22 protein-coding genes are annotated in these 23,219 nt (G+C 55.9%); 10 read left to right on the top strand and 12 right to left on the bottom strand.

Going from position 1 to position 23,219, the window contains the following annotated elements; all coding sequences use genetic code 11:
- Positions 1-262 precede the first annotated feature (262 nt).
- On the top strand, positions 263-2,074 hold the full coding sequence (locus DXY38_RS11330; protein ID WP_244279112.1) for a TolC family protein: 1,812 nt from the start codon (positions 263-265) through the stop codon (positions 2,072-2,074).
- A gap of 196 nt (positions 2,075-2,270) precedes the next feature.
- Here the strand turns inward: DXY38_RS11330 and DXY38_RS11325 are convergent, their stop codons facing one another.
- A complete protein-coding gene (locus DXY38_RS11325) occupies positions 2,271-3,569 on the bottom strand; it encodes an NHLP bacteriocin system secretion protein (protein WP_115071741.1) in 1,299 nt (432 codons plus the stop codon).
- 139 nt (positions 3,570-3,708) lie between these two features.
- Positions 3,709-4,263, bottom strand: a complete 555-nt coding sequence (gene psbP, locus DXY38_RS11320; protein WP_006852329.1) for a photosystem II reaction center PsbP — start codon at positions 4,261-4,263, stop codon at positions 3,709-3,711.
- 74 nt (positions 4,264-4,337) lie between these two features.
- Here psbP and recR point away from each other — a divergent pair, with 74 nt between their 5' ends.
- Together recR and lipA are read left to right on the top strand one after the other, a co-directional pair.
- Entirely contained in the window at positions 4,338-4,937 is a 600-nt protein-coding gene (gene recR / locus DXY38_RS11315; protein WP_071778013.1) for a recombination mediator RecR, read from the top strand.
- Positions 4,938-4,968: 31 nt separating this feature from the next.
- The gene (gene lipA / locus DXY38_RS11310) at positions 4,969-5,871 is read left to right on the top strand and encodes a lipoyl synthase (RefSeq protein WP_115072034.1); all 903 of its coding nucleotides are present in this window, start codon (positions 4,969-4,971) and stop codon (positions 5,869-5,871) included.
- Here lipA and DXY38_RS11305 read toward each other — a convergent pair.
- The 7 genes from DXY38_RS11305 to lysA are packed head-to-tail and all read right to left on the bottom strand — an operon-like array spanning position 5,853 to position 12,336.
- A complete protein-coding gene (locus tag DXY38_RS11305; protein WP_115072035.1) occupies positions 5,853-6,356 on the bottom strand; it encodes a hypothetical protein in 504 nt (167 codons plus the stop codon). The two genes, lipA and DXY38_RS11305, sit on opposite strands and share 19 nt — an antisense overlap.
- Entirely contained in the window at positions 6,356-7,333 is a 978-nt protein-coding gene (locus tag DXY38_RS11300; RefSeq protein WP_115071740.1) for a DUF952 domain-containing protein, read from the bottom strand. Before DXY38_RS11300 ends, DXY38_RS11305 begins: the two co-directional genes overlap by 1 nt.
- Before the next feature lie 35 nt (positions 7,334-7,368).
- On the bottom strand, positions 7,369-8,316 hold the full coding sequence (locus DXY38_RS11295; RefSeq protein ID WP_115071739.1) for a rhodanese-related sulfurtransferase: 948 nt from the start codon (positions 8,314-8,316) through the stop codon (positions 7,369-7,371).
- The gene (gene bioB, locus DXY38_RS11290) at positions 8,316-9,293 is read right to left on the bottom strand and encodes a biotin synthase BioB (protein ID WP_115071738.1); all 978 of its coding nucleotides are present in this window, start codon (positions 9,291-9,293) and stop codon (positions 8,316-8,318) included. Before bioB ends, DXY38_RS11295 begins: the two co-directional genes overlap by 1 nt.
- Before the next feature lie 48 nt (positions 9,294-9,341).
- A complete protein-coding gene (locus tag DXY38_RS11285; protein ID WP_115071737.1) occupies positions 9,342-10,115 on the bottom strand; it encodes an isoprenyl transferase in 774 nt (257 codons plus the stop codon).
- Positions 10,112-10,945 carry a diadenylate cyclase CdaA gene (gene cdaA, locus DXY38_RS11280; RefSeq protein WP_115071736.1) on the bottom strand — a complete coding sequence of 278 codons (834 nt, stop codon included), beginning with the start codon at positions 10,943-10,945 and terminating at the stop codon, positions 10,112-10,114. Before cdaA ends, DXY38_RS11285 begins: the two co-directional genes overlap by 4 nt.
- Positions 10,946-10,974: 29 nt before the next feature.
- The gene (gene lysA, locus DXY38_RS11275) at positions 10,975-12,336 is read right to left on the bottom strand and encodes a diaminopimelate decarboxylase (protein ID WP_115072033.1); all 1,362 of its coding nucleotides are present in this window, start codon (positions 12,334-12,336) and stop codon (positions 10,975-10,977) included.
- 93 nt (positions 12,337-12,429) lie between these two features.
- Here lysA and DXY38_RS11270 point away from each other — a divergent pair, with 93 nt between their 5' ends.
- The 5 genes from DXY38_RS11270 to DXY38_RS11250 all read left to right on the top strand — a co-directional run bounded on the left by DXY38_RS11270 (position 12,430) and on the right by DXY38_RS11250 (position 18,264).
- Positions 12,430-12,852, top strand: coding sequence for a GNAT family N-acetyltransferase (locus DXY38_RS11270; protein ID WP_115071735.1), 423 nt, complete (start codon positions 12,430-12,432; stop codon positions 12,850-12,852).
- Between the two features lie 190 nt (positions 12,853-13,042).
- A complete protein-coding gene (locus DXY38_RS11265) occupies positions 13,043-15,625 on the top strand; it encodes an ATP-dependent Clp protease ATP-binding subunit (RefSeq protein ID WP_115071734.1) in 2,583 nt (860 codons plus the stop codon).
- A 7-nt stretch (positions 15,626-15,632) separates the two neighbouring features.
- Entirely contained in the window at positions 15,633-16,766 is a 1,134-nt protein-coding gene (locus DXY38_RS11260) for an iron-containing alcohol dehydrogenase family protein (RefSeq protein WP_115071733.1), read from the top strand.
- Entirely contained in the window at positions 16,763-17,629 is an 867-nt protein-coding gene (locus DXY38_RS11255) for an alpha/beta fold hydrolase (protein ID WP_115071732.1), read from the top strand. The genes DXY38_RS11260 and DXY38_RS11255 overlap by 4 nt, the downstream gene beginning before the upstream one ends.
- Positions 17,626-18,264, top strand: a complete 639-nt coding sequence (locus tag DXY38_RS11250; protein WP_115071731.1) for a DUF2993 domain-containing protein — start codon at positions 17,626-17,628, stop codon at positions 18,262-18,264. Before DXY38_RS11255 ends, DXY38_RS11250 begins: the two co-directional genes overlap by 4 nt.
- Before the next feature lie 39 nt (positions 18,265-18,303).
- Here DXY38_RS11250 and DXY38_RS11245 read toward each other — a convergent pair whose 3' ends face one another.
- Both DXY38_RS11245 and DXY38_RS11240 read right to left on the bottom strand, forming a co-directional pair.
- Positions 18,304-19,224 carry a phosphatidate cytidylyltransferase gene (locus DXY38_RS11245; RefSeq protein WP_115071730.1) on the bottom strand — a complete coding sequence of 307 codons (921 nt, stop codon included), beginning with the start codon at positions 19,222-19,224 and terminating at the stop codon, positions 18,304-18,306.
- Positions 19,221-20,645, bottom strand: coding sequence for an aminotransferase class I/II-fold pyridoxal phosphate-dependent enzyme (locus DXY38_RS11240; protein WP_115071729.1), 1,425 nt, complete (start codon positions 20,643-20,645; stop codon positions 19,221-19,223). Before DXY38_RS11240 ends, DXY38_RS11245 begins: the two co-directional genes overlap by 4 nt.
- Positions 20,646-20,868: 223 nt before the next feature.
- Between DXY38_RS11240 and DXY38_RS11235 the strand changes: the two genes are divergently transcribed.
- On the top strand, positions 20,869-22,518 hold the full coding sequence (locus DXY38_RS11235; RefSeq protein ID WP_115072032.1) for an AarF/ABC1/UbiB kinase family protein: 1,650 nt from the start codon (positions 20,869-20,871) through the stop codon (positions 22,516-22,518).
- 43 nt (positions 22,519-22,561) lie between these two features.
- On the top strand, positions 22,562-23,041 hold the full coding sequence (locus tag DXY38_RS11230) for a hypothetical protein (RefSeq protein WP_006852311.1): 480 nt from the start codon (positions 22,562-22,564) through the stop codon (positions 23,039-23,041).
- An 8-nt stretch (positions 23,042-23,049) separates the two neighbouring features.
- On the opposite strand, the gene DXY38_RS11225 is transcribed toward DXY38_RS11230, so the two are convergent.
- Positions 23,050-23,219: sigma factor-like helix-turn-helix DNA-binding protein (locus tag DXY38_RS11225; protein WP_305791127.1), on the bottom strand; the 170-nt coding region annotated here is incomplete at its 5' end.

Here is a 23,219-nt window from a genome sequence, read left to right as displayed (position 1 = left end):
GGCCGAGAGTCTCACCCAAAAAGTTGATCCAAAAAGGCGAAGCTTTCTCCCATGCATTGATCCGTCAAGGGCAAAAATCTATGGAAGGAATTGGCGATCCATTGCTGCAGCCTCGTTCAGCTTGCAAACAGTCTCATGGTCATGATCACGATGAATCGCGAACGGTCAAACTCAACCAACTTGTGCCATGGACACCTGTCACTGCTGACCAAAGTGCGTGAACATACCCAAAAGTGGCTTTAGGAGCCGTCATCCGAAGCACGTGTTGAATTCCTCCCGATGTGATCTGGTCCTCAGCCGTTACCTATCCGCGCTCGGATTGATTTGCAGCACCTTCGCGCCCGTCGCCGCTCAGTCCATTGCGGCTCCCCTTGATCGAGATGACACAACAGAACAACTTGAGAAAAACTGGGAACGACTGAATATCCAGGTCAACGCTATTGACACGTTGACCGGTCCAGCACCAGCGATCGAGAGCAGTGACGATCTCCGAACCCTGGAAATCCCCCAACGGCTGATCGATGTCAATGCCTCTCCTTCCGGTGTGCTTACAGAACAAGACGCGCAGCCTGATCCACTTCTTCGCCTTCCTTCATCCACTGACCGCCAAACACGCGTCCTTTCTCTCACTCTTGAAAAGGCTGTCACGACAGCCTTCCGCAACAACCCTTCCCTAGGCGCTCAGCGAGATTTAATCGAGGCGCAGGCCGCCACCATTGCATCCGAATCAAGTCGCTATTGGCCAACGATCAGTGTGTTCGCCAATCTGGATGGATTTCAAAGCGGAACAACCACCTACACCCCCTACGGCAACAACACCTATGGACTGGGATCGCTCTTTAATCAAAAAGATCAGACTCCCAATTTTGCGCTGACCAAGAATGGGAAAGACATCAGTGGAGTGAGTGCTGGCCCCTTTTACCAGCCACCCGGGGGGGGCATCGGGTTGGTATCCAATGGGGTCTCCGCCGATGCGGGGCTTCAAGTCGATTACGACATCATTAATTTTGCGCGAACTCCCAGAGTTCAAGCCGCACAAGCCCGTCTTAGGCAACAAGAAAATCTCTATGCCAACCAGTTAAGAGCGATTCAGCTTGAAGTGAGTGAGGCCTATTACAACCTTCAACGTGCTGAGCAACTTGTGCGCATTCGCGATGCGATCGTTCGCACCGATCTTGTCGTTTTAGAAGACACACTTAACCTCAAACAAGCTGGTCTTGTTCCAAGAGTGGATCTGCTCAGACGGAGCAGCCTTCTCGCTTTGGACGAAGAAAGTTTGATCCAAGCAATGACTGATCGTGCGGTCGCCCGCCGTGAACTTTGGACCGTTCTCAACCTGTCGAGTGAGATCACCCCCAGTGCCAGCGACCCGATCACACTCCAACCACGATGGCCCTTAAACCTAGAAAAAACGGTGTTGGCGGCTTATGACGACAATCCAGAGCTCACAGCGATTCTCGCCACACAACAGGCACTGATGCGTCGTCAAGATGAGGCGGCTGCCCAGCTACTCCCGCGCCTCAGCCTATTTGCAGCAGCCGGTGGCCTGGGCGGCGTAGAACGCACCTTCAATCTTTCGCTGATCGGAGGTGGATGCTGCGGCGGCACGTTTCTTCCACTCGAGCAAGTCAGCGGTTACGAATGGTCGGTGGGGCTGGCCTTCCATTGGATGATCTTTGATGCCGGTGGAACCTCAAACAGAGTGAAGGCACTGCAACTTCAAGAGCAAGCAGCCGCCGAACAATATGCGAAGACCCGAAACGCGATTCGCTTACGACTCGAGCGAGCGTTTTTAAATCATGAAGCAAGTTTGGCGAAATTAGTGTCAGCTAGACGAGCGGTTGGTGCCAGCAAAGAGGCCTTCCGCGACACACAACTGCGCTACCAGACCGGACTGAGCGATGAAGTGGATCTATCCATGACCCAAGAACAGCTCGTGAATGCCTTAGTGAGACGATTATTCGCCACTGTGGATGTGAATGTCACCTATGCACGCATGCTGCGTGAACTCTTACCCATGCCTAAGAATCCTAACGAACCCGTCTTAACCCAATTAACGCTTCGTTTTCCTTGAAAGCAGCCTTAGCTAATGAGACTTTGAAGACCACCAGCGCTCAATTCGATACCCAAAAATCACCAAAAAAACGACGAACCAAAACCATAATTCTGGTGGGTTAGCATTCAAAAGCACGATCAATAAAACCAATTCAGAGATTAACCAAGGAATCTCTTGTTTGAGGAGTGGACGCAATGACATCGTGGAAACAGAATCAAGGAAGAGTGTCTGGTTGGCGCAGAAAAGGTAAGTCAAAGAAGCGGTCAATCCTCAAGGAGCGATAACCACCTGTGAGCGAACGAAGCCCCGGCAAGACATAGGTGACCGGTGAACGCCATTCGACATAAGCAAAGGTGTCCACAGTCAAACCATCGCGAATCGGGAAGACGCCACTTCCATCAGAAAGCGTCCAAAGGAATCCGTCATCAGAGTTGGATTGACGCTGCAGACTGATCTCAGCTCGCATCACTGGGCCATCCCCGACCAAGTCTTTCGCCAGCTGTGCATTACCGGTTGTTGTGGCGATATCTTCTTGGGTTGCAGGCAAGGTGAGCACACTCGTTACCTTCCCTTCAATGCCGCCAAAACGCCCCCTTTGGTTCCAGCGCGGGACCACTTCAACGGGGAGCCCTAGGGGTAAACGACGCGCATCAGCAGGGGAGAAGTAGGCGACAGCGATCAGATCGCGGCCGTTACCTCGGGCCTCATCACCCCGTCCAATCGTGCCAAGACGATCCCCCATTTTGATGGTCTGACCGGGAATCACCTGCAGATCCAGCACACGGCCATCGCGTTGGGCTGTAATCGTGCCATCAAAGGCTAATTTCGCCTCACTGACGCGAATCTTGCGCTTCAGATCATCAATAACAAAGGTCCGATCGAGCTGCTCAGACTCAAGATCTAGTTTGATTTGCTGAAACATCGTCAGCGCTTGTTTGCTTTGAATCTTGAGGTCATCCAAAGCAACACTGGTGCTGGTCAGTCCTTGCTCTGCTGACACCACTTCATTGGACAGGGGAGCGACCACCGCACGACGCGATAACCATTCAAGGTTGCGAAGCTTTCCCGCAAACGTGCTCTGGAGGTCACCCAGCCGTCGCTCGTCATCTTTGAGTTTGGCGAGCGTTGTATCGAGAGCCTGTCGTGCAGTCTCAATCCTCAATGCATCGCGCTGGTTTAACTCGACATTTTGTTTTTGAAGCTGATTTAAATTCCCTTTTTCTTGCTCCAGTTCACTTTCAAGCTCAGGCAAATACAGCGTCATGAGGACCTGCTGTTTCTCAACGCGATCACCGACACGCACATCAACATCAAGCACTTGACCAGCAGACCTGGCATTCAAAACGCCAGCATTATCTGGATAGATCAGAACTCCTTTCCCTTCAACTTGAGTAGGGACTGGCCAAAACAAAAGCCAAGCTGTGAACAATCCCCCCATCCCTGCCAAACAGACCCCAACCTGCCGATGGTCATCAAGACCAGTCCAACGCGTTTTCAACTTGCTGAGGGACATTAAAGCCACAAGGAATATCTCTTCTGCAGGTCCATCCTGAAAACCATGGATGAGGTCATTCTAAGAACATTAATCTTGTGTCAACAATGTTCAAGGATCAGTTCAAGGATCAGCTCCTCCTCCATGGCTAGGACATCTATCAGATCAACAACGTAAACGATGTAATCACAGACTCAAATAAGTCTTTAACGCGAGGCCAGCGGCTTTCATTCGTGCTTGTGGCAAGGGTATACAAACGGCCCCGATCAACAACGACGGTGGCCAGCTCATGGCGGTCACGATCCTGAAGATGCACGGCGTACTCGAGGTCATAGAACGTATGACCTGAGGACTCCCGTTCTCGCGCTTCGATCAACTCGGCATTGCGTCCACTCCCATCTGGGGCGATCACATCACGGCGCAACCGTTCCCCAACGGCAACAGCACTGCCAAGGGTTTGGAGGTCGTTATCAGCATCCACATCCGAGACCACCAGGCTCACCGTCTCATCACTGTTGATCAAATCGTGAAAGACAACGGTGGGACCTCCCGTCACCGCCACACGGGTCCAACCCGTGGGATAGAGGAAGGCGTACCTGCCATCAGGGCTCTGGAACGAATTAAGACCAGCTCCAGCGCCACTGCAGGCGGTGAGCAATAAAACACAGACGACGCTGAGGAGCGATCGGAGCGGAACTTGCGAAGGGAAGCGCATCGAATCGTTCATGAATCCATCCCATTCTGCCCGGAGATCTCCCTGCCTAGATTTCAGAGACTTGCAGAAGAGTTCTGAGCGGCTTCACCCGACCGCTAGCCCGGTTGATCGACCAGTTCGAACGTCTCCCTGGCATTGGTCCACGGACCGCACAACGGCTGGCGCTCCATCTGCTTCGCCAACCGGAAGAGCAGATCCATAGTTTTGCTGATGCTCTATTGGCAGCAAGAAGTCAGGTGGGGCAATGCCAAACCTGTTTCCATCTCAGTGCGGAACCCACCTGTGAGATCTGCAGGAATCCAGAGCGCTCGATCGGCTTGCTTTGCGTGGTGGCCGATTCAAGGGATCTGCTTGCCCTTGAACGCACCAGAGAATATGCCGGCAACTATCACGTTTTGGGCGGCCTGATCTCTCCGATGGACGGCATTGGTCCAGAAATGCTGCAAATCAGCAGCCTCGTGAACAGGGTCGCAGCAGACGACATCAAAGAAGTGATCCTGGCGCTCACACCGAGCGTGGAAGGGGACACCACCAGCCTTTACCTGGCTCGCCTGCTCAAACCATTTACGGACGTCAGCCGTATCGCCTACGGCCTTCCGGTCGGAAGCGAACTCGAATATGCCGACGACGTCACCTTGAGTCGGGCGCTTGAAGGCCGTCGAGCAGTTGAATGAACCCCCCAGAAATGCGGTCATGAAAACGAGCATGAGCCGTTACAGCGGAATCCGCCCCAGTGAGCGCCTACCCGAGTGGTTGAGACGGCCGATCGGCAATGCCTCGGCGATTGAAGAGGTGCAAAACCTGGTCAAACAAAACGGGCTCAATACGATCTGCGAGGAGGGCCGCTGCCCCAACCGGGGGGAGTGTTACGCAGCCAATACCGCCACCTTCTTGCTCGGTGGCTCCATCTGCACCCGTAGTTGTGCGTTCTGCCAAGTCGACAAAGGCCGATCACCAGAAGCCCTGAACCCTGAGGAAGGGGCACGGGTGGCGGAAGCCGTGCTGCGCATGGGACTGCGCTATGTGGTCCTCACGGCCGTAGCCCGCGATGACCTTGCAGACCATGGGGCCAGCTTGTTCACCAACGCGATGGCGGCGATTCGCGCCCGCAACCCCTTGATCGCTATCGAAGTGCTCACCCCAGACTTCTGGGGCGGTGTGGCCGATCAAGCCAAAGCCCTCCAAGCTCAACGGCAACGGTTAGCGAGCGTTCTGAAGGCACAGCCCGTTTGTTTCAACCACAATCTCGAGACGGTGAAACGATTGCAAGGCGAAGTGCGCCGTGGAGCGACGTACATCCGCTCGCTTGGACTACTCGCCGCGGCCAGAGAGCTTGCTCCATCGATACCCACCAAAAGTGGCCTGATGCTTGGTTTGGGTGAAAGCAAAGATGAAGTCGTCGACACCTTGAAAGATCTACGCCGTGTGGATTGTCAGCGCATCACACTCGGCCAGTACCTCCGGCCTTCCTTGGCCCATATCCCCGTAGAGCGTTACTGGCACCCCACGGAATTTGCAGAGCTTGGTGCCATCGCCAGCGAGCTTGGTTTTTCTCAAGTGCGCAGTGGACCTTTGGTCCGTAGCAGCTATCACGCGGCGGGCGACTGAGCCGTCCAGCGCTGCTCTGCTCGCTGCTGCACCTGGGCACAATCAGCCGTCATCAGCGCACCAGCACCACCCCAAACCATGCGCAGAGGCAAATCCCAAACAGCTGCTTCCACCTCACGCACCGTGTGGAAGCCCCGCTGTTGGAAATAGCGCACCAAACGCCGATGTTGGCCCTCTGCATCGCGAATCGCCAACAGCCTGGCCCTCCGGCAAGGAGTGGACTCCAACGCCCAAGCCATGGTGGCGGCCCAAATCAAATCGCCTGTTCCGGCCGGAGCTTGGGGATGAACGCGCATCGTATCGAGCTGCAATCCAGCGCTGGCGCCATAGGCCCAGGCTTTCATCTCGCCCTGGAGTTGCAAGCGATCATCAGCCAACTGTTCAGCCACCACCAGACGCAAACTCCACAGCCCTAAGGGGCGTCCCACCTTGAGGCGCAGCAGCAAGCCGCGCTCGCGCGCCTGAGCTTCTAAGTCATTGAGCATCAGCACGTGGGCAGGGAAGAGAAGGGACTCACCTCGACCACCGAGGCAATGGGAAGCGGGCCATACAGATGCGGGAAAAGCACGCCTGTGTGAATGGCATCTGCTCGCAGGGGGGCAGACACCAGCTTTGGATCGATTCTGAGCGATAGGACGGCACCAGCGTCGGCATAAAACCGATCAAACGTGTCTTGCACCTGCTCTTGCCAAGACAGATGAATGAATCCCACCTGCTCAAGAGAAAGTCCGCGGGTTGAAACGCGATACTCGCCGTGCTGCAGCGCAGCCTTCCAATCGGATTCCAAGGCGAGATGAAACAACGGCTGATCGATGGGAATCGCAATGGCATCCGCCGGGAAAATCGGTTGCATGGCGCCTGGCAACCAAGGATCTGCCCGTTGCATCAACCGTTCCATCATCGGGTCATCGAGAAAGCGCATGAGCCACTCCCGCAATGGCGCCAAGTGATGATCGGCATCAAATCCAGCTTCATCCGCCAGACGCCATTGCCGTACAAACGGCCAGAGGGCCGCATCCGCCAAAGCCAGCCGATCCGCCAGCAACCAGCCGTTCCGACGGATGCGTTCGCTCCAACGGCGCAGGATCTCAAGACCAGCCTGGCGATGGTTCTCCTTTAAGGCTCCTGGATAGCGATCGGTGTATTTGAAGCGATCGAGATGATGCTTAAACGGCCCATCATTTTCTTCGATCAAAAAGTCCGAGCCATCCCCCTCCAACACGCCTCGGGGATCGGCCTGCTGCAAAGCCCAGCGCATGATCGCCAAGCTCTCATCGATCACGCTGCCATCCGGAAGGACCAGCACAGGAACCGTGCCCTTCGCCGAGACCTCCAGCATCGCTGCAGGCTTGGCTTTGAGCTCAATCTCACGCCAATGCACCAAGAGCCCTGCCTGGAGCAGGGCCCAGCGAGCACGCATCGCGTAGGGACAACGGCGAAAGCTGTAAAGGATGGGCAGCAAGTGAAGCCTGAAAGCAAGTCAGGGCTACTGAAGCACTAGGCCTGAAGCTGGTCGATCTGTTGTTGGCGCATCGCAAATCTGCGGCGATCGGCCTCTGTGAATTGATCGATGCAATGCACACACTGCACGCCCTTGATGTAACTCGGCAGGGTCTGCTGCTCAGAGGAAACCGGCAGGCCGCAAGCATGGCAAAGGCAGTAGTCGCCCCGTTCCAACTGGTGGTTGAGCGCAACGCGTTGGTCAAACACGAAACACTCCCCTTGCCAACGGCTGTTCTGCTCAGGAACCTCTTCGAGGTAGCGAAGAATGCCCCCGCGCAAATGATGAACTTCGCCGAATCCCTGCTGCTGCAGAAAACTGCTGGCCTTTTCACATCGGATTCCTCCCGTGCAAAACATTGCAATCCGCTGAGGTCCCTCTCGCTCCACACGGGGACGAAGCTCTTGATCCACCCAGTGGGGGAAGTCTCTGAAACTCTCCGTTTGCGGATTCAGGGCCCCGGCAAAACTACCGATCGCCACCTCGTAGGTGTTGCGCGCATCGATCACCAACGTGTTGGGATCATCGATCAAGGCATTCCAGTCTTGAGGGTCCACGTACGTGCCCACACTGTCGCGAGGATCCACTTGGGGCTGGCCAAGCGTGACGATTTCGCGCTTGCTCCTGGCCTTAAAGCGTCGAAACACTTGATCCGGATTCCAGCTGCGCTTCACCTCCAAACACTCGTAATGGGCATCACCCAACTGAAGTTCGCTGCGTAGAAGAGCGAGCAATCGCTCCACTCCCAGCGAAGGACCGCACACCGTGCCGTTCACGCCTTCAGCAGCAATCAGCACTGACCCGAGAACGGCTTCGGTCTGAGCCAGGGGGGGAAGGGCGCTGAGGAGCTCCTGTTGATCCGCCTCAGCCAAAGGGGTAAAGGCATAAAAAGCCGCCACCAACAGATCGCTCTGGACTCCATCAGCTCCCATTGCCGGTTCCATCAGGCAGCCGCAGGGGAGTGCCAGTTGGCCAGCACTCCGGCCGTGCGAAGCAGGGCACGGTCAGCCTCCACAGCGGGGTTTCCCGTCGTGAGCAGCGTTTCACCATAAAAAATCGAATCCGCACCAGCCTGCAAACACAAAATCTGAGCCTCCTGGCTGAGCTGTTCCCGACCCGCGCTCAGACGAACCCGACTGCTTGGCATCAGGATCCTCGTGACAGCAATCATGCGCACGAGCTCGATGGGATCGATGGGAGGGAGTTCTTCGAGCGGAGTACCCTCCACTGCCACCAAGGCGTTGATCGGAACGCTTTCTGGATGGGGGTTGATCGACGCCAGCACCTCCAGCATGGAGGCTCGATCCTTCACGGTTTCCCCCATGCCAATAATGCCGCCGCAGCACAGGGTCACACCCGCTTGACGCACCCGCTCAAGCGTCTCCAGACGTTCTTGAAAGGTCCGGGTGGTGATGATTTTGTCGTAGTGCTCAGGACTGGTATCGAGGTTGTGGTTGTACGCCGTTAAACCCGCTTCAGCGAGGCGTTGTGCCTGGTCATCGGTGAGCATTCCGGCGGTCACGCAGGCTTCCATCCCCAGGGCACGCACGCCACTCACCATTTTCAACATGGCGTCGAAGGGGGCACCCTCACGGATTTCACGCCAAGCCCAGCCCATGCAAAATCGATCCGCACCTGCCTGCTTGGCTGCTTTGGCACGCTCTAAAACAGAAGCAACCTGCAATTCGGGCTGCCCCGTGACATCACTGCTGTGATGCATCGATTGAGGGCAGTAGGCGCAGTCTTCTTCACAGCCTCCGGTTTTGACGCTCAAAAGCGAGGCCAACTGAACGTGATATCCAGGGTTGGACGCTCGATGCACCCCCTGGGCACGCCAAAGCAAATCCATCAGTGGAAGATCCAGAAGCGCTTCGATCTCGCTTCGCGTCCAGTCGTGGCGCACTTCAACCGCTTCCGTCATCACCCTGAGAGAAAACCTCGAACCCTCAGGATCCCAGAGCATCGGCGATTAGACCACTAACCCCCCAAAGCGACGGGTTCGGCTTTGGTAATCCACAAACGCACCCACTAAGGCATCACGATCGAAATCGGGCCAGAGGACATCGGTGACGTGGATTTCGGCATAGGCAAGCTGCCACAACAAAAAATTGCTGATTCGATGTTCCCCACTGGTGCGAATCAAGAGATCGGGATCGATTTCACCGGCGGTGAACAATTCGCCTGCGAGGGTCTGCTCGTCGATCTCAGCGGGGTCAAGCTCCCCACTGGCTGCCCGTTGAGCCAGCCGTCTGGCAGCAATCACCAGCTCATGCCGTCCGCCGTAATTAGTACAAACGTTGAAATGAATTCCATCGTTGGACGCCGTGCGCTTTGTCGCCTCCTCAATCAAGGACTGCAGACGGGAAGGCAGGGGCTCAAGATCACCAAGAAAACGGATCCGCACCCTCTCCGCCTCTAAGGCCTGAAGCTCCCGTTCCAGCACCCGCTCAAACAGCGTCATTAAAAAATTCACCTCGTCTCCAGGGCGAGACCAGTTTTCCGTGGAGAAGGCGTAAGCGGTGAGAGCCTTCACACCCCAATCGCTACAGCGACGCAAGGTGGCTTTCAGAGCCTCAACACCGGCCCGATGCCCCATCACCCGCGGTAAGCCCCTTGATTGGGCCCAGCGTCCATTGCCATCCATGATCACTGCTACGTGAGCCGGCAAACGCTGAGGATTGATCTCGGCAGGACGAACGTCTATCCGAGCGTCATCAGAACTAGTGACCAAGCGTTGACTCAAGGCGTTGAGTCCTGGGAAGCACTTTTCACGCTACGTGAAGACCCGGTTTTCGCTGGCGTTGAAGTCACTGGAGCCGCCATCAGTTCGGTCAAGAGATCCTGAAGACGCGAACTGGTGATCGGACGTTCGAGCTTGCCCTGATTCGCGAGCGACAGAGTGCCTGTTTCTTCCGAAACCACAACACAGATGCAGCGGTCAAAGCGTTCCGTGATTCCTAAGGCCGCGAGGTGTCGGGTGCCGTAGCGACTAATCCCTTGCCGCGACAGCGGCAAGATCACGCCAGCGGAAATAATGCGATTTCCCTTCAGCACCACAGCACCGTCATGCAGAGGGGTGTCAGAAGCAAACAGGTTGAGAAGGAGTTCACTGCTCAATTGAGCATCGACGGTCACCCCTGGATTCAGGAAATCCTCGGGGCGCAAATCACTACCCAAATCCACCACGATCAAGGCACCACGGCGCGATTTGGACAGCCGGCCTGCCGCATCCGTGAGTTGCGCAACGGTGCTGGCGGTCGCTCTGAGCTTGCTTTGCGGATTCCCCAACAAAACGGCAAGCCTTCCGGTGCCGAGCAGCTCCATCAGCCGGCGCAATTCCCCTTGCCAAAGGATGGCCAAAGAAAGCGAGCAGGCCAGAACCAAGGCATCGACCAACGTCGATGTGAGCGGAAGATTGAAAAAGCGTTTAACGAACCAAGCGAGAGCAACAAGAAACAGGTACCCCCTTAACAGCCAAAGGGTTCGCTGCTCGTTGACTCTCGTGAAGAGAAGAAAACCAAGAGCAGAGGCGCAGAAAACGTCGATCAGCAGGCGAAGTTGCAACACCGCCATTCCGTTTATGCACCCCTCATACGTTCACCTCACTTTAACGAGCGCAGGCGATCTGGCATCAGGTCAAAACGAAGCAGATCCTCTGGCTGTTCTCGCCGCTGAATCAGCTCCGCCTCGCCTTGATGCACCAGCACGGCAGCGGGTCTTGGAATCCGGTTGTAGTTCGAGCTCATCGAGAGGTTGTAGGCACCCGTCGCCAGAACCACGAGCACCTCACCACTGCGGCAAGTCGGAAACGGCAGATCCTTGAGCAACACGTCACCGGATTCACAGTGTTTTCCGGCCAAAGTGATCGTTTCGTCTGCCGTTGCCAGGGGACGATCAGCAAGACAGGCCGTATAGAGCGACTGGTAAGTGATCGGACGCGGGTTGTCGCTCATCCCACCGTCAACAGAGACATAGGTGCGAATGCCAGGAACCACCTTGCGTGCACCCACGGTGTACACCGTCACCCCACTGGATGCCACCAGAGAACGACCCGGCTCGCACATCAAGCGCGGCAGCTCAAGACCACGCTCCCTGCAGGCCAAGGTCACGGCTTCAGCCACCACCTTGACCCAGGCATCAATCGACGGTGGATCGTCGGATTCGACGTAGCGAATTCCCAGCCCCCCGCCGACATTGAGATCACGCACTGGATGTCCGAGCTCACGGGCCAACTTCAGGGCATCTGCCATCACAGCCGCCAAATCCCGATGCGGATCCAGTTCAAAAATCTGCGAGCCAATGTGCGCGTGTAGGCCTTCAACACGGGCCCAAGCACACCCGGCCAACGCTGTCAGCACGGGCTGCAATTGATCGGGATCAAACCCAAATTTGCTGTCCAAATGTCCCGTACGGATGTACTCATGGGTGTGGCACTCGATGCCCGGCGTGAAACGCAACATCAAGCGAACCGGTGCTCCACCCTTGGGAACGAGCTCAGCGAGGCAATCCAGATCGTGCTGGTTATCAGCCACCACCATCACGCCATGGCTGTAGGCAAGGGCGAGCTCCTCCACCGACTTGTTATTGCCATGCAGCACCATGCGTTCTGGCGGCATCCCTCCATCGAGTGCTGTGAGCAACTCTCCAGCTGAAACGGCATCAAGACCCAGCCCTTCTGAAGCCACGAGTCCGGTTAAGGCCAAGGAGCTATGGGCTTTTGATGCATACACGGCAAGGGAATCGCCGGGGTAATGACGCTTTAGGGCTTCGCGGTATTCCTGAGCCGAGGCGCGAATGCTCAGCTCATCAAGGACGTAAAGCGGGGTTCCGTATCGCTCTGCGAGTTCGCTCAGACGGCAGCCCCCCACCATCAGACGGCCCTGATCATCGAGCTCAGCCGAGACGGGAGCGAGATTTCGATTGGGGCTGACGGGATCACAGCCGGATTCATAAGGGGTGGCCATGGCTTCGTCAGGGGCAGGCAATCAGGGCAATGTAAGAAGCGACGCTTCTCAACCCTGACTCCAAAAACAATCAGGCTCAATCCAACGCATGCTTTGGCCTGCCTAAAACTCGATGCCCGAGCGCTCAATGGCCTTTGGAATGCCGACCATTGGGAGCGTGAACTCTCCGATCCCAAGCGCATTTGTGTCGGAATGACAGAGGGCTCAGACAATGTGTCTGCAGTGGCCAGCGGCTGGGTTGTCCTCGATGAGCTCCAAATCACCGTGGTTGCCGTTGATCCTGAGCAACGGCGCCAAGGACTGGGCCGAACTGTTTTGAAACAGCTGCTCGTGGACGCCAGCAACGCCGGGGCAAGGCAGGCCTTTCTTGATGTGGCCGAAGACAACCATGGAGCCCTCGCTCTTTACGGGGCCTTTGGCTTCCACACCATTGGTCGCAGGGCCGGCTATTACCGCAACGGCAAGGACGCCTTGATTCAGTCCCTTGAGCTGCAAACAGACATCAAACTGAATTGAATCAATTCAGCACGCAATCGGTAGGGATAACCGCACTGATCAAACAGAAACCCGCACTACATTTCTGCATTGATTAACACTTTTTGGGATGCTCACCCCAAATCACTACTGGGATCTGAGTTGGTATCGAGAGTGATCACAACAACTCTTCATCCCTGATAGCTTGGTTTCACCATTAACGGCCCTCAAGATGTTCGAGCGGTTTACCGAGAAGGCCATCAAGGTGATCATGCTGGCCCAGGAAGAGGCCCGTCGCCTCGGCCACAACTTTGTTGGAACAGAGCAGATTTTGTTGGGTTTGATCGGTGAGGGCACTGGCGTCGCCGCCAAAGTGCTCAAGTCGATGGGCGTCAACCTCAAGGACGCTCGGGTTGAAGTTGAAAAAATCATTGGAAGGGGATCAGGCTTCGTTGCCGTTGAGATTCCTTTCACTCCCCGTGCCAAGCGCGTCCTTGAACTCTCCTTGGAAGAGGCGAGGCAGCTGGGTCACAACTACATCGGCACCGAGCACCTGCTCTTAGGCCTGATCCGCGAAGGCGAAGGGGTTGCGGCACGCGTGCTCGAAAATCTCGGAGTCGACCTGGCGAAGGTGCGCACTCAGGTGATTCGCATGCTTGGCGAAACAGCTGAAGTGGGAGCCGGAGGGGGTGGCGGAGCCAAAGGGTCCACCAAGACTCCAACGTTGGATGAATTCGGCACCAACCTCACCCAATTGGCAACTGAATCCAAACTGGATCCGGTTGTTGGACGTCACAAAGAAATCGAACGGGTGATCCAGATTCTCGGCCGACGCACAAAAAACAACCCTGTTCTTATCGGGGAACCAGGAGTTGGCAAGACGGCTATTGCTGAGGGCCTTGCTCAGAGAATTCAGCAGGGGGATATCCCAGACATTCTTGAAGAGAAGCGCGTTCTCACCCTCGATATCGGCTTGCTCGTTGCAGGCACGAAATATCGAGGGGAATTTGAGGAGCGGCTCAAGAAGATTATGGAAGAGATCAAATCAGCCGGCAATGTGATCTTGGTGATCGACGAGGTTCACACCTTGATCGGTGCTGGAGCGGCTGAAGGTGCCATCGATGCCGCCAACATCCTCAAGCCAGCACTGGCTCGTGGCGAACTCCAATGCATCGGAGCAACCACCCTTGATGAATACCGCAAACACATTGAGCGCGATGCGGCCCTGGAGCGTCGCTTCCAGCCCGTCACCGTGGGCGAACCTTCCATCCCAGACACGATTGAAATTCTGAGGGGACTGCGCGAGCGCTACGAGCAGCACCATCGCCTCAAAATCACCGACGCGGCCCTCGATGCAGCAGCAACCTTGGGGGATCGTTATATCTCCGATCGTTTCCTTCCAGATAAGGCCATCGATCTCATTGATGAAGCTGGAAGCAGAGTTCGTTTGCTGAATTCCAAGCTTCCCCCTGCCGCCAAGGAAGTGGACAAAGAGCTCCGCGCTGTCCAGAAGGAAAAAGAGGATGCTGTTCGCGATCAAGACTTCGGTCGCGCAGGAGAACTCCGCGACAAAGAAGTTGAGTTGCGTGAAAAGATCCGCACGTTGCTGCAAAGCAGCCGAGAAGAAACTCCTGTTAACAGCGGGGATGCCGGCCAAACCAGCGAGGGTGCGGTGGGAGAGGCTTTGTCCTCCGATTCAGCGGAAGGATCAACAGCCCAACCTCAACTCCTCACCACTCCGATTGTGGACGAGGAAGATATCGCTCACATCGTGGCCTCCTGGACTGGAGTCCCCGTTCAGAAGCTCACCGAGAGCGAGTCCGTCAAATTGTTGAACATGGAGGAAACACTCCATAAGCGTTTGATTGGACAAGATGAGGCGGTGAAAGCGGTTTCCAAGGCGATTCGGCGGGCACGCGTTGGCCTGAAAAACCCCAATCGTCCGATTGCCAGCTTCATTTTCTCTGGCCCCACCGGCGTTGGTAAAACCGAGCTCACCAAGGCTCTCGCCGCCTATTTCTTCGGTAGCGAAGAAGCGATGATCCGTCTCGACATGTCGGAATTCATGGAGAGGCACACGGTCAGCAAATTGATCGGTTCACCTCCTGGATATGTGGGATTTAACGAAGGAGGACAGCTCACCGAAGCGGTTCGCCGTCGTCCTTACACCGTTGTTCTCTTTGACGAGATTGAGAAAGCCCATCCCGATGTCTTCAACTTGCTTCTGCAACTTCTCGAAGATGGTCGCCTGACCGATTCCAAAGGAAGGACCGTTGATTTCAAAAATACCTTGATCATCATGACTTCGAACATCGGTTCGAAAGTGATTGAAAAAGGTGGTGGTGGTTTAGGTTTCGAATTCTCTGGTGAAAATGCCGAAGAGAATCAATACAACAGAATCAAATCTCTTGTAAATGAGGAACTGAAGCAGTATTTCCGCCCTGAATTCCTTAACCGTCTTGATGAAATCATCGTCTTCCGTCAACTCAACCGTGAGGAGGTGAAAGACATTGCTGAAATCATGCTTAAAGAGGTCTTCGCTCGTATTGGCGACAAGGGAATCACCTTGACGGTGTCCAATGCTTTCAAAGAGCGGCTTGTGGAGGAGGGTTACAACCCTGCTTACGGCGCAAGACCTTTGCGTCGTGCCGTGATGCGTCTTCTCGAAGACAGCCTGGCGGAGGAAGTCCTCACCGGGCGTATCAAGGAAGGCGATTCCGCTGAAGTGGACATCGACCACGACAAAAAAGTAGTTGTTCGACACCTCAACACCACCACCCCAGTGACACCTCAACTGGCCAACGCTGGGGTTTGAGGCAAGCATGACCACGTCGTTGGTTTGCCATACCCATGCCATTGCTCCTTCCCGGGTGATCCGGGGAGAGCAAGCCTGGCAACAAGGTCTCCCCGCTATTGCTGATCTCTGTCAGCGACCTGCCCTACTCGGACGCAGCCCCGCAACCCAAGCCATTCGTGCTCGATTAAAGGCCGATCTCATCGGCTGTGATTTGGCCGTTGTGGAGAGCGAACTCCAGTTCGACTGCTGCGAAGACGACCTCACACGCCTGCAGGCCCAACTGCAGGCAACAGCCTGTGACGCCGTGATTGCAGCCGGTGGAGGAAAGGTTTTAGACGCAGGAAAACTTCTGGCCTATCGACTCAAGCTTCCATGCATCACGGTGCCGCTTAGTGCCGCGACCTGCGCCGGGTGGACAGCGCTTGCCAACATCTATTCCCCCGATGGAGCCTTTATTTCCGACGAGGCACTCGCCGCTTGCCCAGATCTTTTGATTTTTGACCATGGCCTGGTTCGCCAAGCCCCGAATCAAACGTTGGCCAGTGGCATCGCCGACGCCCTCGCCAAGTGGTACGAGGCCTCTGTGGGGAGCGGATCCAGCACGGACGGAATCATCCAACAGGCCGTACAGATGGCCCGGGTGCTTCGCGATCAACTTTTGATCGATGCCCGCGAGGCGATGGCTCAACCTGAGAGTGAAGCCTGGGTTCGGGTGGCTGAAGCCTGTGGTCTCACCGCCGGGGTGATTGGTGGCCTTGGAGGTGCGCAATGCAGAACGGTTGCGGCCCATGCGGTCCATAACGGCTTAACGCAATTGCATTCCTGTCACAGCAAGTTGCACGGAGAAAAAGTGGGCTTCGGCATTCTTGTGCAGCTCCGGCTAGAAGAGCGCCTTGGTGGCAATCAATTAGCCGCCCAATCCCGTCGTCAACTTTTGCCTCTGCTTCAAGAGCTGGGTGTCCCGGTCACGCTCCAAGATCTTGGACTTGGAGAAGCTGGGTTGCATGAATTGCGCGCCATTTGCAGCTTCGCCTGCCGGCCAGGCTCCGACCTGCACCATCTCCCCTTCGATGTCACTGAGACCGATCTGCTGGAAGCTCTCGTGAGCACCGACGCAGACAGTCGCTCCTTCAGCACCTCGCTGGAGACCGAAGCTTGACCAACAAGCGCATTCTCGAGAACGCTGCATCCACCCTTCTCGATCCTCTGGCCCGTGAACAGCTCCAGGGCTTGGAGTGGTTGGAACTTGCCTGCACCGATGGGGGGGCAGACCACTACCCAGTGGTGACTGTGGGCAGTGGGCCACCGGTGTTGTTACTGCACGGATTTGATAGTTCCAATCTGGAATTCAGACGTCTGGTGCCCCTGCTCAAAACCAACAACAAACTGATCATTCCCGATCTGTTCGGTTTCGGGTTCTGTCCAAGGCCAGAACAAACCAGCTACGGACCTGAGCTGGTGCTCAACCATCTCGATGCCCTGCTCGACACCCTGCCAACAGACGAAACCATCGGTGTGATCGGAGCCTCGATGGGTGGATCTGTCGCGATGGAACTGGCGCGGCGCCACCCCGAACGCATCGATCGCTTGCTGCTTCTTGCTCCAGCAGGACTGGATGGCAAACCGATGCCCCTGCCTCCGGTGCTGGACCAACTAGGGGTTTGGTTTCTAGGCAGACCTGGCGTGAGACGAGGTTTATGCAGACAAGCCTTCGCCGATCCCGACAGCAACGTTGGAGAACCAGAAATTGAGATTGCATCCCTGCATCTCAAGGTGCCTGGGTGGGCCCGTTCCTTAGCGGCCTTCGCCCGCAGCGGAGGGTTTGCCGGGTGTGGTGCCCCCCTTCCCCCTCAGCCCCTGCATGTGCTCTGGGGTGAACAGGATCGAATCCTGCGCGCTCCTCAAAAACGTTCCGCTCAGGAATTATTGGGAGACAAGCTTGAATCGGTTGCCAATTGCGGGCATCTTCCCCATCTCGATCAACCGGAGTTGGTGGCGAAACGCTGGCAAGCATCAGAATGACTGCCATGAACGCAAATAGCTCTGGCCCGCTGCTACAGCTGCTGTCCAATGGTCTGCAAATTTGGATCCGAGGTCAATGCGATGACGTCGGTGAGTTGAAGCTGAATCTCCAAGGATCAGCTTTGCAACTTCTGCGCGGCAAGCTGGAAGGTGTGTCCTTAACCGCTCGCAAAGTGAGTTTTCAGAAACTCCCCCTTCTGCGGGCTGAGCTCAAATCCGGTGCCCTTCAAGCCCACATCAATCCCTCCAATCCTGGCCAACCGATTCAGCTTTCGCACCCCTTCACCATTGATGGAGAGGTGGTCCTCAGCGGAGCCGATCTCAACCGTGCCCTCGCCAGTGATCGTTGGAGGTGGTTAAGAGATCTCATCAGTGAGCAATTGATGGGGCTCACACCTCTGCAAACCTTGAGCATTGACGACGACTTACTGGAATTGCAGGCAGCCGTGATTGCAACCCAAGATCCTGTTCGCGCTCGTTTTGGTCTTCAGGCCGCGGAAGGCACCATTCAAATCACCCAGCTCGAGACAGGAAAATCGTTTTTATTGCCCATGGATCCCGTCATTCACATTGACAAGGCAAACCTCAAAGCAGGTCAATTAATCCTTCAAGGGAAGGCCACTGTTAGTCCCTGATCAGTCCTTGATCATTCCGTGACTTGCAAATTCGAAGTTCTAGTTGGCGAGTAAAGGCATGATCAAAATCAAGGCGTAATACACCACCGCTGGGGTGAACAAATAACTATCAATCCGATCCAGAATCCCCCCATGTCCTGGAAGAGCATCTCCAGAGTCTTTCACTCCTGCATCGCGTTTCATCATCGACTCGGTCAGATCACCGACAAGAGCAAATAACCCCACCAGCGCTCCAAGCAAACCACCACTCAGCCACCCCAGGTTCCAGCCCATCAGGCTTGCCATCAAAGCCCCCACTAAAACAGAGCATAAGGCTCCTCCGATCGCCCCCTCAATCGTCTTTGACGGAGAGATTGGAGACAGGGGATGGCGTCCGAATCGACGACCAATCATGTAGGAGCCAATATCACTCGCAACCACCATTAAACAGGCAGCCAGAGTGATTAATAAGCCCGATGAAAGCCAGGAATTATCAATGCTTAGCCGTTGCAAAATCGGAGCAACTTCAAAATCAGTCAGGTTGCGAAGTCTCAACCAATGGCTTGGAAGAAAGCCGAGATAAAACAAACCAAAAATGGAAGCGGCGATGTCCGCAATCGATCCTGTAACCGGCTGCAAGAGCAACCAACCACAAATGGCTGCACCCGATAAGGGCAGCACGGCATCAGGCAAAAGAGCCGGAAGACCTCCTGAATTGGCCCACTGCGTGCTCAAAAGCAAGAGCTGACACGCCACAAGCGTTGTTTTCGTGGCAGGCCTCATGCCTTTGAACTGGGCCATTCGGAAAAATTCCAACAAGCCCAGATGCACGATCACCCCCAACGCGAGCGTGAACCACCAGCCGCCGAGTCCCACCACCAGCAACCCAAAAGCGCCAGCCAGCAGTCCACTGAGCAAGCGCTTGCGATCAAAACCCGTCTTGGTTTTGCCTTTGCTGCTGCTTGCTGCGTCTGAAATCACCCCAGTTGCACCTGCGGCTCTTCAGCCAGAACTTTCACCTTACCGGGCACCAGTTCCGGCCATCTCTGGTGCTGATTCAATAACCACTCCAACCGATCCGATTCAATTCTTTCTCCAGGGATCAGCAATGGAATCCCTGGCGGGTAGGGACAAATCATCTCGGCGGCAATGCGCCCACCACTGTCCTGAAGAGACAGCTCACAGGCTGGGGCCCGAACGGCAAGCGCTGGAAGCAGTTCAGGGGTTGAACTGGTCTCCAGAGGCGGCACAAGCAACGGCTCCAAGGGCTCAGAACGGGGTTGGGACAGCTGGAGCCTCCGCCAAAGCTGTTGCATGCGTTGAGCCAACCCACGCTGAGAGGCCAAGCCAAAGCAAAAGGTTAAACACAAAGGTTCTGGGAGCTCGGCGATCAATCCCCGCTGCATGAACCAGGCATCGGCATCCAAACCGCTCATTCCCTGCTCTGCCGTCACCAAAATCAAACGCAAAGGGTCATCACTGCTTCTCAAGGGCAGTCCTGCAGCACGAAGGCGAGCGGCGATCTGATGCGCTTCCTTCAACCTTCGCTGCAGCAAACGCTCCCATGATGAGGTCAGCATCCAATGCAACGTTGCCTCACAGGAAGCCAACAACAAGGCACTGGGGCTACTGGTCTGAAACCTGAGCAAAGACGCTTGCACGGCTTCAGAGCTGACACGCATTCCTTGCAGCCAAAGCACGGCTGTCTGCCCGAGACCAGGAGCTGATTTATGCAGGGAATGCACGATGAGGTCAGCGCCCGCATGAAGGGAGGAGCGCGGGAGGTCCTCCCCGCCAGAGAAAGCGAAGTGGGTGCCATGCGCCTCATCCACAAGCACGGGCAAGCCGCGCCGATGCAGGGCTGCGATCAACGGCGTGGGGTCGGACGCATACCCGTGATAAGTGGGATGCACCAACACAGCAGCCACGATCGCCTCGGGGATGGAAGGCAGAGCCATGAGCGCTTGCTCCAGGCATGGCTCAGACATCGCACCGGGATGTCCACGATCAGACAGGAAAGGAACGGGTAAAAACACAGGCCGAATCCCTCCCATCACACAGGCAGCAATCAAGCTGCGATGCGCATTGCGCGGCAACAACACCGCCTGCCCAGGTCCTGCCAGGGCCGAAAGCGCTGCTTGAAGCAAACCGGTGGCCCCGTTCACACCAAACCAACAACCCGCAACACCCAATAGGGAAGCCAGTTGTGCTTGCGATTCAGCCACAGCCCCTTCGCTCTCAAGGGGGCCACCAATCTCTGGAAGTTCTGGGAGGTCCCAACTACCGGGTGCCTGCCGCAGCAAACGCTTCAAAGCGGGCGGCAAGGCTCTGCCCCGACCATGCACTGGCAAGTGCAGAGGCTGCCGACGATCAGGCCGCAATAAGGGAATTAAGGAGTGCATAAGGGCCTGCGCTTCTTCAGTTCAGCCAAAAGGGGCAGGGTCGCCCAGAAAGCGATGGAACGAAAAGACAACACGACAACGATGGCCATTCAATCGCCCATGAAACGAGTTGAAGGAACGATCTGCCTAAGATTCACGATCTAAAGATCGAAGTGTGTTGGATATGGCAGAGCGAATCAGTCTGACCAACAACACCCCGCCTAAAGACGCTTCTGAACAACGCATGCGTTACTCCCCTGGCAAGGATGCGCGCTGGCTCTTACTCCGACCGTGGATCTATTTGCCGCGGGTCCTCCAAATCATTTGGGCACTCACGGGGTTGGTCGTCAGCTTGCTGCTTCGCGGCAGAAGCAAGGACGCCGAGGTGCAGCGAAAACTGGCCAGAACCCTGCTTCGCACCCTCACCAATCTGGGGCCATGTTTCATCAAAGTGGGGCAAGCCCTGTCCACACGGCCTGATCTGATCCGACGCGATTGGCTCGATGAACTCACCAAGCTTCAGGACGATCTCCCCCCTTTCAACCATGCGATCGCCCTGCAAACCATTGAAGAGGAGCTAGGCGCTCCGGTGGAGCAACTCTTCGAAGACTTTCCCGACGTCCCTGTTGCTGCCGCCAGTCTGGGGCAGGTCTACAAGGCGCGTTTGCATGGTCAGCACTGGGTTGCCGTGAAGGTGCAACGCCCCAATCTTGCGTTTATTTTGCGGCGCGACATGGTGCTGATTCGCACCTTGGGCGTGATCGGAGCACCTTTCCTGCCTCTCAACTTGGGCTTCGGATTGGGAGAGATCATCGATGAATTTGGTCGCAGCTTGTTTGAAGAAATCGATTACTACTGCGAAGCCGACAATGCCGAACGATTTTCTGCGCTGTTTGCTGATAATCCAGCCGTCACGATTCCAAAGGTTGAGCGCCTGTTATCCGCTAGGCGTGTGCTTACCACCTCCTGGATTCATGGCACAAAAATGAGAGATCGGCAGGAGTTGAAATCTCAACGTCTCAACCCCCCAGCCCTGATCCGCACGGGGGTGATTAGCGGCCTCCAGCAACTTCTCGAATATGGATACTTCCACGCTGATCCTCATCCGGGCAATCTGTTTGCCCTGAGTGGACAAACGGGGGATCTCGGTCACGTGGCCTACGTTGATTTCGGAATGATGGATTCCATCAGTGATGCAGACCGCTTAACGCTCACTGGTGCCGTGGTTCACCTGATCAATAAGGACTTTTCAGCGCTGGCCAAGGATTTCCAACAGCTGGGATTCTTGACACCCAATGCCGACCTGGAGTCGATCATTCCTCCGCTGAGAGAAGTGTTGGGGGGAAGCCTGGGCGACTCCGTTGGCACCTTCAATTTCAAGGCGATTACCGATCGCTTTTCGGAATTGATGTACGACTATCCATTCCGCGTGCCAGCTCGCTTTGCTCTGATCATCCGCGCCGTTGTGAGTCAGGAGGGTCTTGCTCTGCGTCTAGACCCGGATTTCAAAATCATTGCCGTGGCCTACCCCTACGTGGCGAAGCGACTTTTGGCGGGAGACACCAAAGAAATGCGCGAAAAGCTTTTGGAGGTCTTGTTTGATTCCGAGGGCCACCTACGCCTCGAACGACTGGAAAGCCTCCTCGACGTTGTGGGAAGCGATGCACCCACACCGGGTGCTGAGCTCATCCCAGTTGCGGGAGCCGGTTTGCGCTTACTGCTGAGCAAGGATGGCGCCGACCTGCGCAGACGGCTGCTGCTCACCCTCGTGCGTGACGATCGCCTCAGCACAGCAGACATCAGATCCCTGACCTCCCTGCTTGGACGCACCTTTAGCCCGCGTCGCATTGCAGGGCGCATGCTCCAACAACTGAATCCACTAGCTGCCGCTTAGGGTCCCCCCAACGCTTTCACCTCACACTCTCAACCTCACTGTTATGGGATTAGCCCCTGACCTCATGCCCATCGAGTTAGACCAAGCCGACCTCGATGCACTCAGTGATTTCTTTGGTGATCTCGATCCCAGTGAAATATTGCTGGAATACGCTCCGATGAGCCAGCCTCCCTATCTCGTGGCGGGGCTGGGGCTAGCCATTGGCGTGTTGTGCGGGCTCACCTTTGCGCGTCTGATCCAGATTCGCTTAGATGGATGGAAGCAAGATCGGCTCGCCCTGTTGCCCCTTGGGACGGCAGAAGTCACGATGAGTTATGCCGGAACCCTGCTCGGTATCACCCTGTTCATCGGAGGGTCACTTCAAGTGTTTGGCTTCGCGTCTGGGGCTGGATACCTGGTTGCCATGCTGCTTTCCCTTCTCACGGGTGGAGCGTTATGGGTGCAATTGGAGCGATTAATGACTCAAGTGGAATCCGGCAATTTCAAAGCCGTTGATTTCGACAACTTCGACGAATTCTTCTGAATTCAGGCTTAAACAAGCACATAGGCGTGGAGTTGTTCATCACCTCGGCGCAACATCTCAAGGCCTTCACGTTCGAGCCTGCGCGTCCGGTCTCGACTCATCTTCATGGATTTGGCAATCCCCGTGAGGCTCATCGGCTCTTCCCCGTCCATCCCGTAGCGCATACGCAACACTTTTC

Origin of the sequence: Synechococcus sp. UW179B, from assembly GCF_900474245.1 — a bacterium.
Taxonomy (GTDB): domain Bacteria; phylum Cyanobacteriota; class Cyanobacteriia; order PCC-6307; family Cyanobiaceae; genus Synechococcus_C.
The sequence above is the reverse complement of the archived record's forward strand: the minus strand, read 5'-3'. Positions and strand labels throughout refer to the sequence as shown.

Coding starts and splice junctions, on each gene's coding strand:
- DXY38_RS11325 (WP_115071741.1), bottom strand. CDS start 3,569: ATGTCCCTCAGCAAGTTGAAAACGCGTTGGACTGGTCTTGATGACCAT.
- DXY38_RS11260 (WP_115071733.1), top strand. CDS start 15,633: ATGACCACGTCGTTGGTTTGCCATACCCATGCCATTGCTCCTTCCCGG.
- lysA (WP_115072033.1), bottom strand. CDS start 12,336: ATGGCCACCCCTTATGAATCCGGCTGTGATCCCGTCAGCCCCAATCGA.
- DXY38_RS11265 (WP_115071734.1), top strand. CDS start 13,043: ATGTTCGAGCGGTTTACCGAGAAGGCCATCAAGGTGATCATGCTGGCC.
- DXY38_RS11305 (WP_115072035.1), bottom strand. CDS start 6,356: ATGCTCAATGACTTAGAAGCTCAGGCGCGCGAGCGCGGCTTGCTGCTG.
- cdaA (WP_115071736.1), bottom strand. CDS start 10,945: ATGGCGGTGTTGCAACTTCGCCTGCTGATCGACGTTTTCTGCGCCTCT.
- DXY38_RS11250 (WP_115071731.1), top strand. CDS start 17,626: ATGACTGCCATGAACGCAAATAGCTCTGGCCCGCTGCTACAGCTGCTG.
- DXY38_RS11295 (WP_115071739.1), bottom strand. CDS start 8,316: ATGGAACCGGCAATGGGAGCTGATGGAGTCCAGAGCGATCTGTTGGTG.
- DXY38_RS11230 (WP_006852311.1), top strand. CDS start 22,562: ATGGGATTAGCCCCTGACCTCATGCCCATCGAGTTAGACCAAGCCGAC.
- DXY38_RS11235 (WP_115072032.1), top strand. CDS start 20,869: ATGCGTTACTCCCCTGGCAAGGATGCGCGCTGGCTCTTACTCCGACCG.
- bioB (WP_115071738.1), bottom strand. CDS start 9,293: ATGACGGAAGCGGTTGAAGTGCGCCACGACTGGACGCGAAGCGAGATC.
- DXY38_RS11240 (WP_115071729.1), bottom strand. CDS start 20,645: ATGCACTCCTTAATTCCCTTATTGCGGCCTGATCGTCGGCAGCCTCTG.
- lipA (WP_115072034.1), top strand. CDS start 4,969: ATGAGCCGTTACAGCGGAATCCGCCCCAGTGAGCGCCTACCCGAGTGG.
- psbP (WP_006852329.1), bottom strand. CDS start 4,263: ATGCGCTTCCCTTCGCAAGTTCCGCTCCGATCGCTCCTCAGCGTCGTC.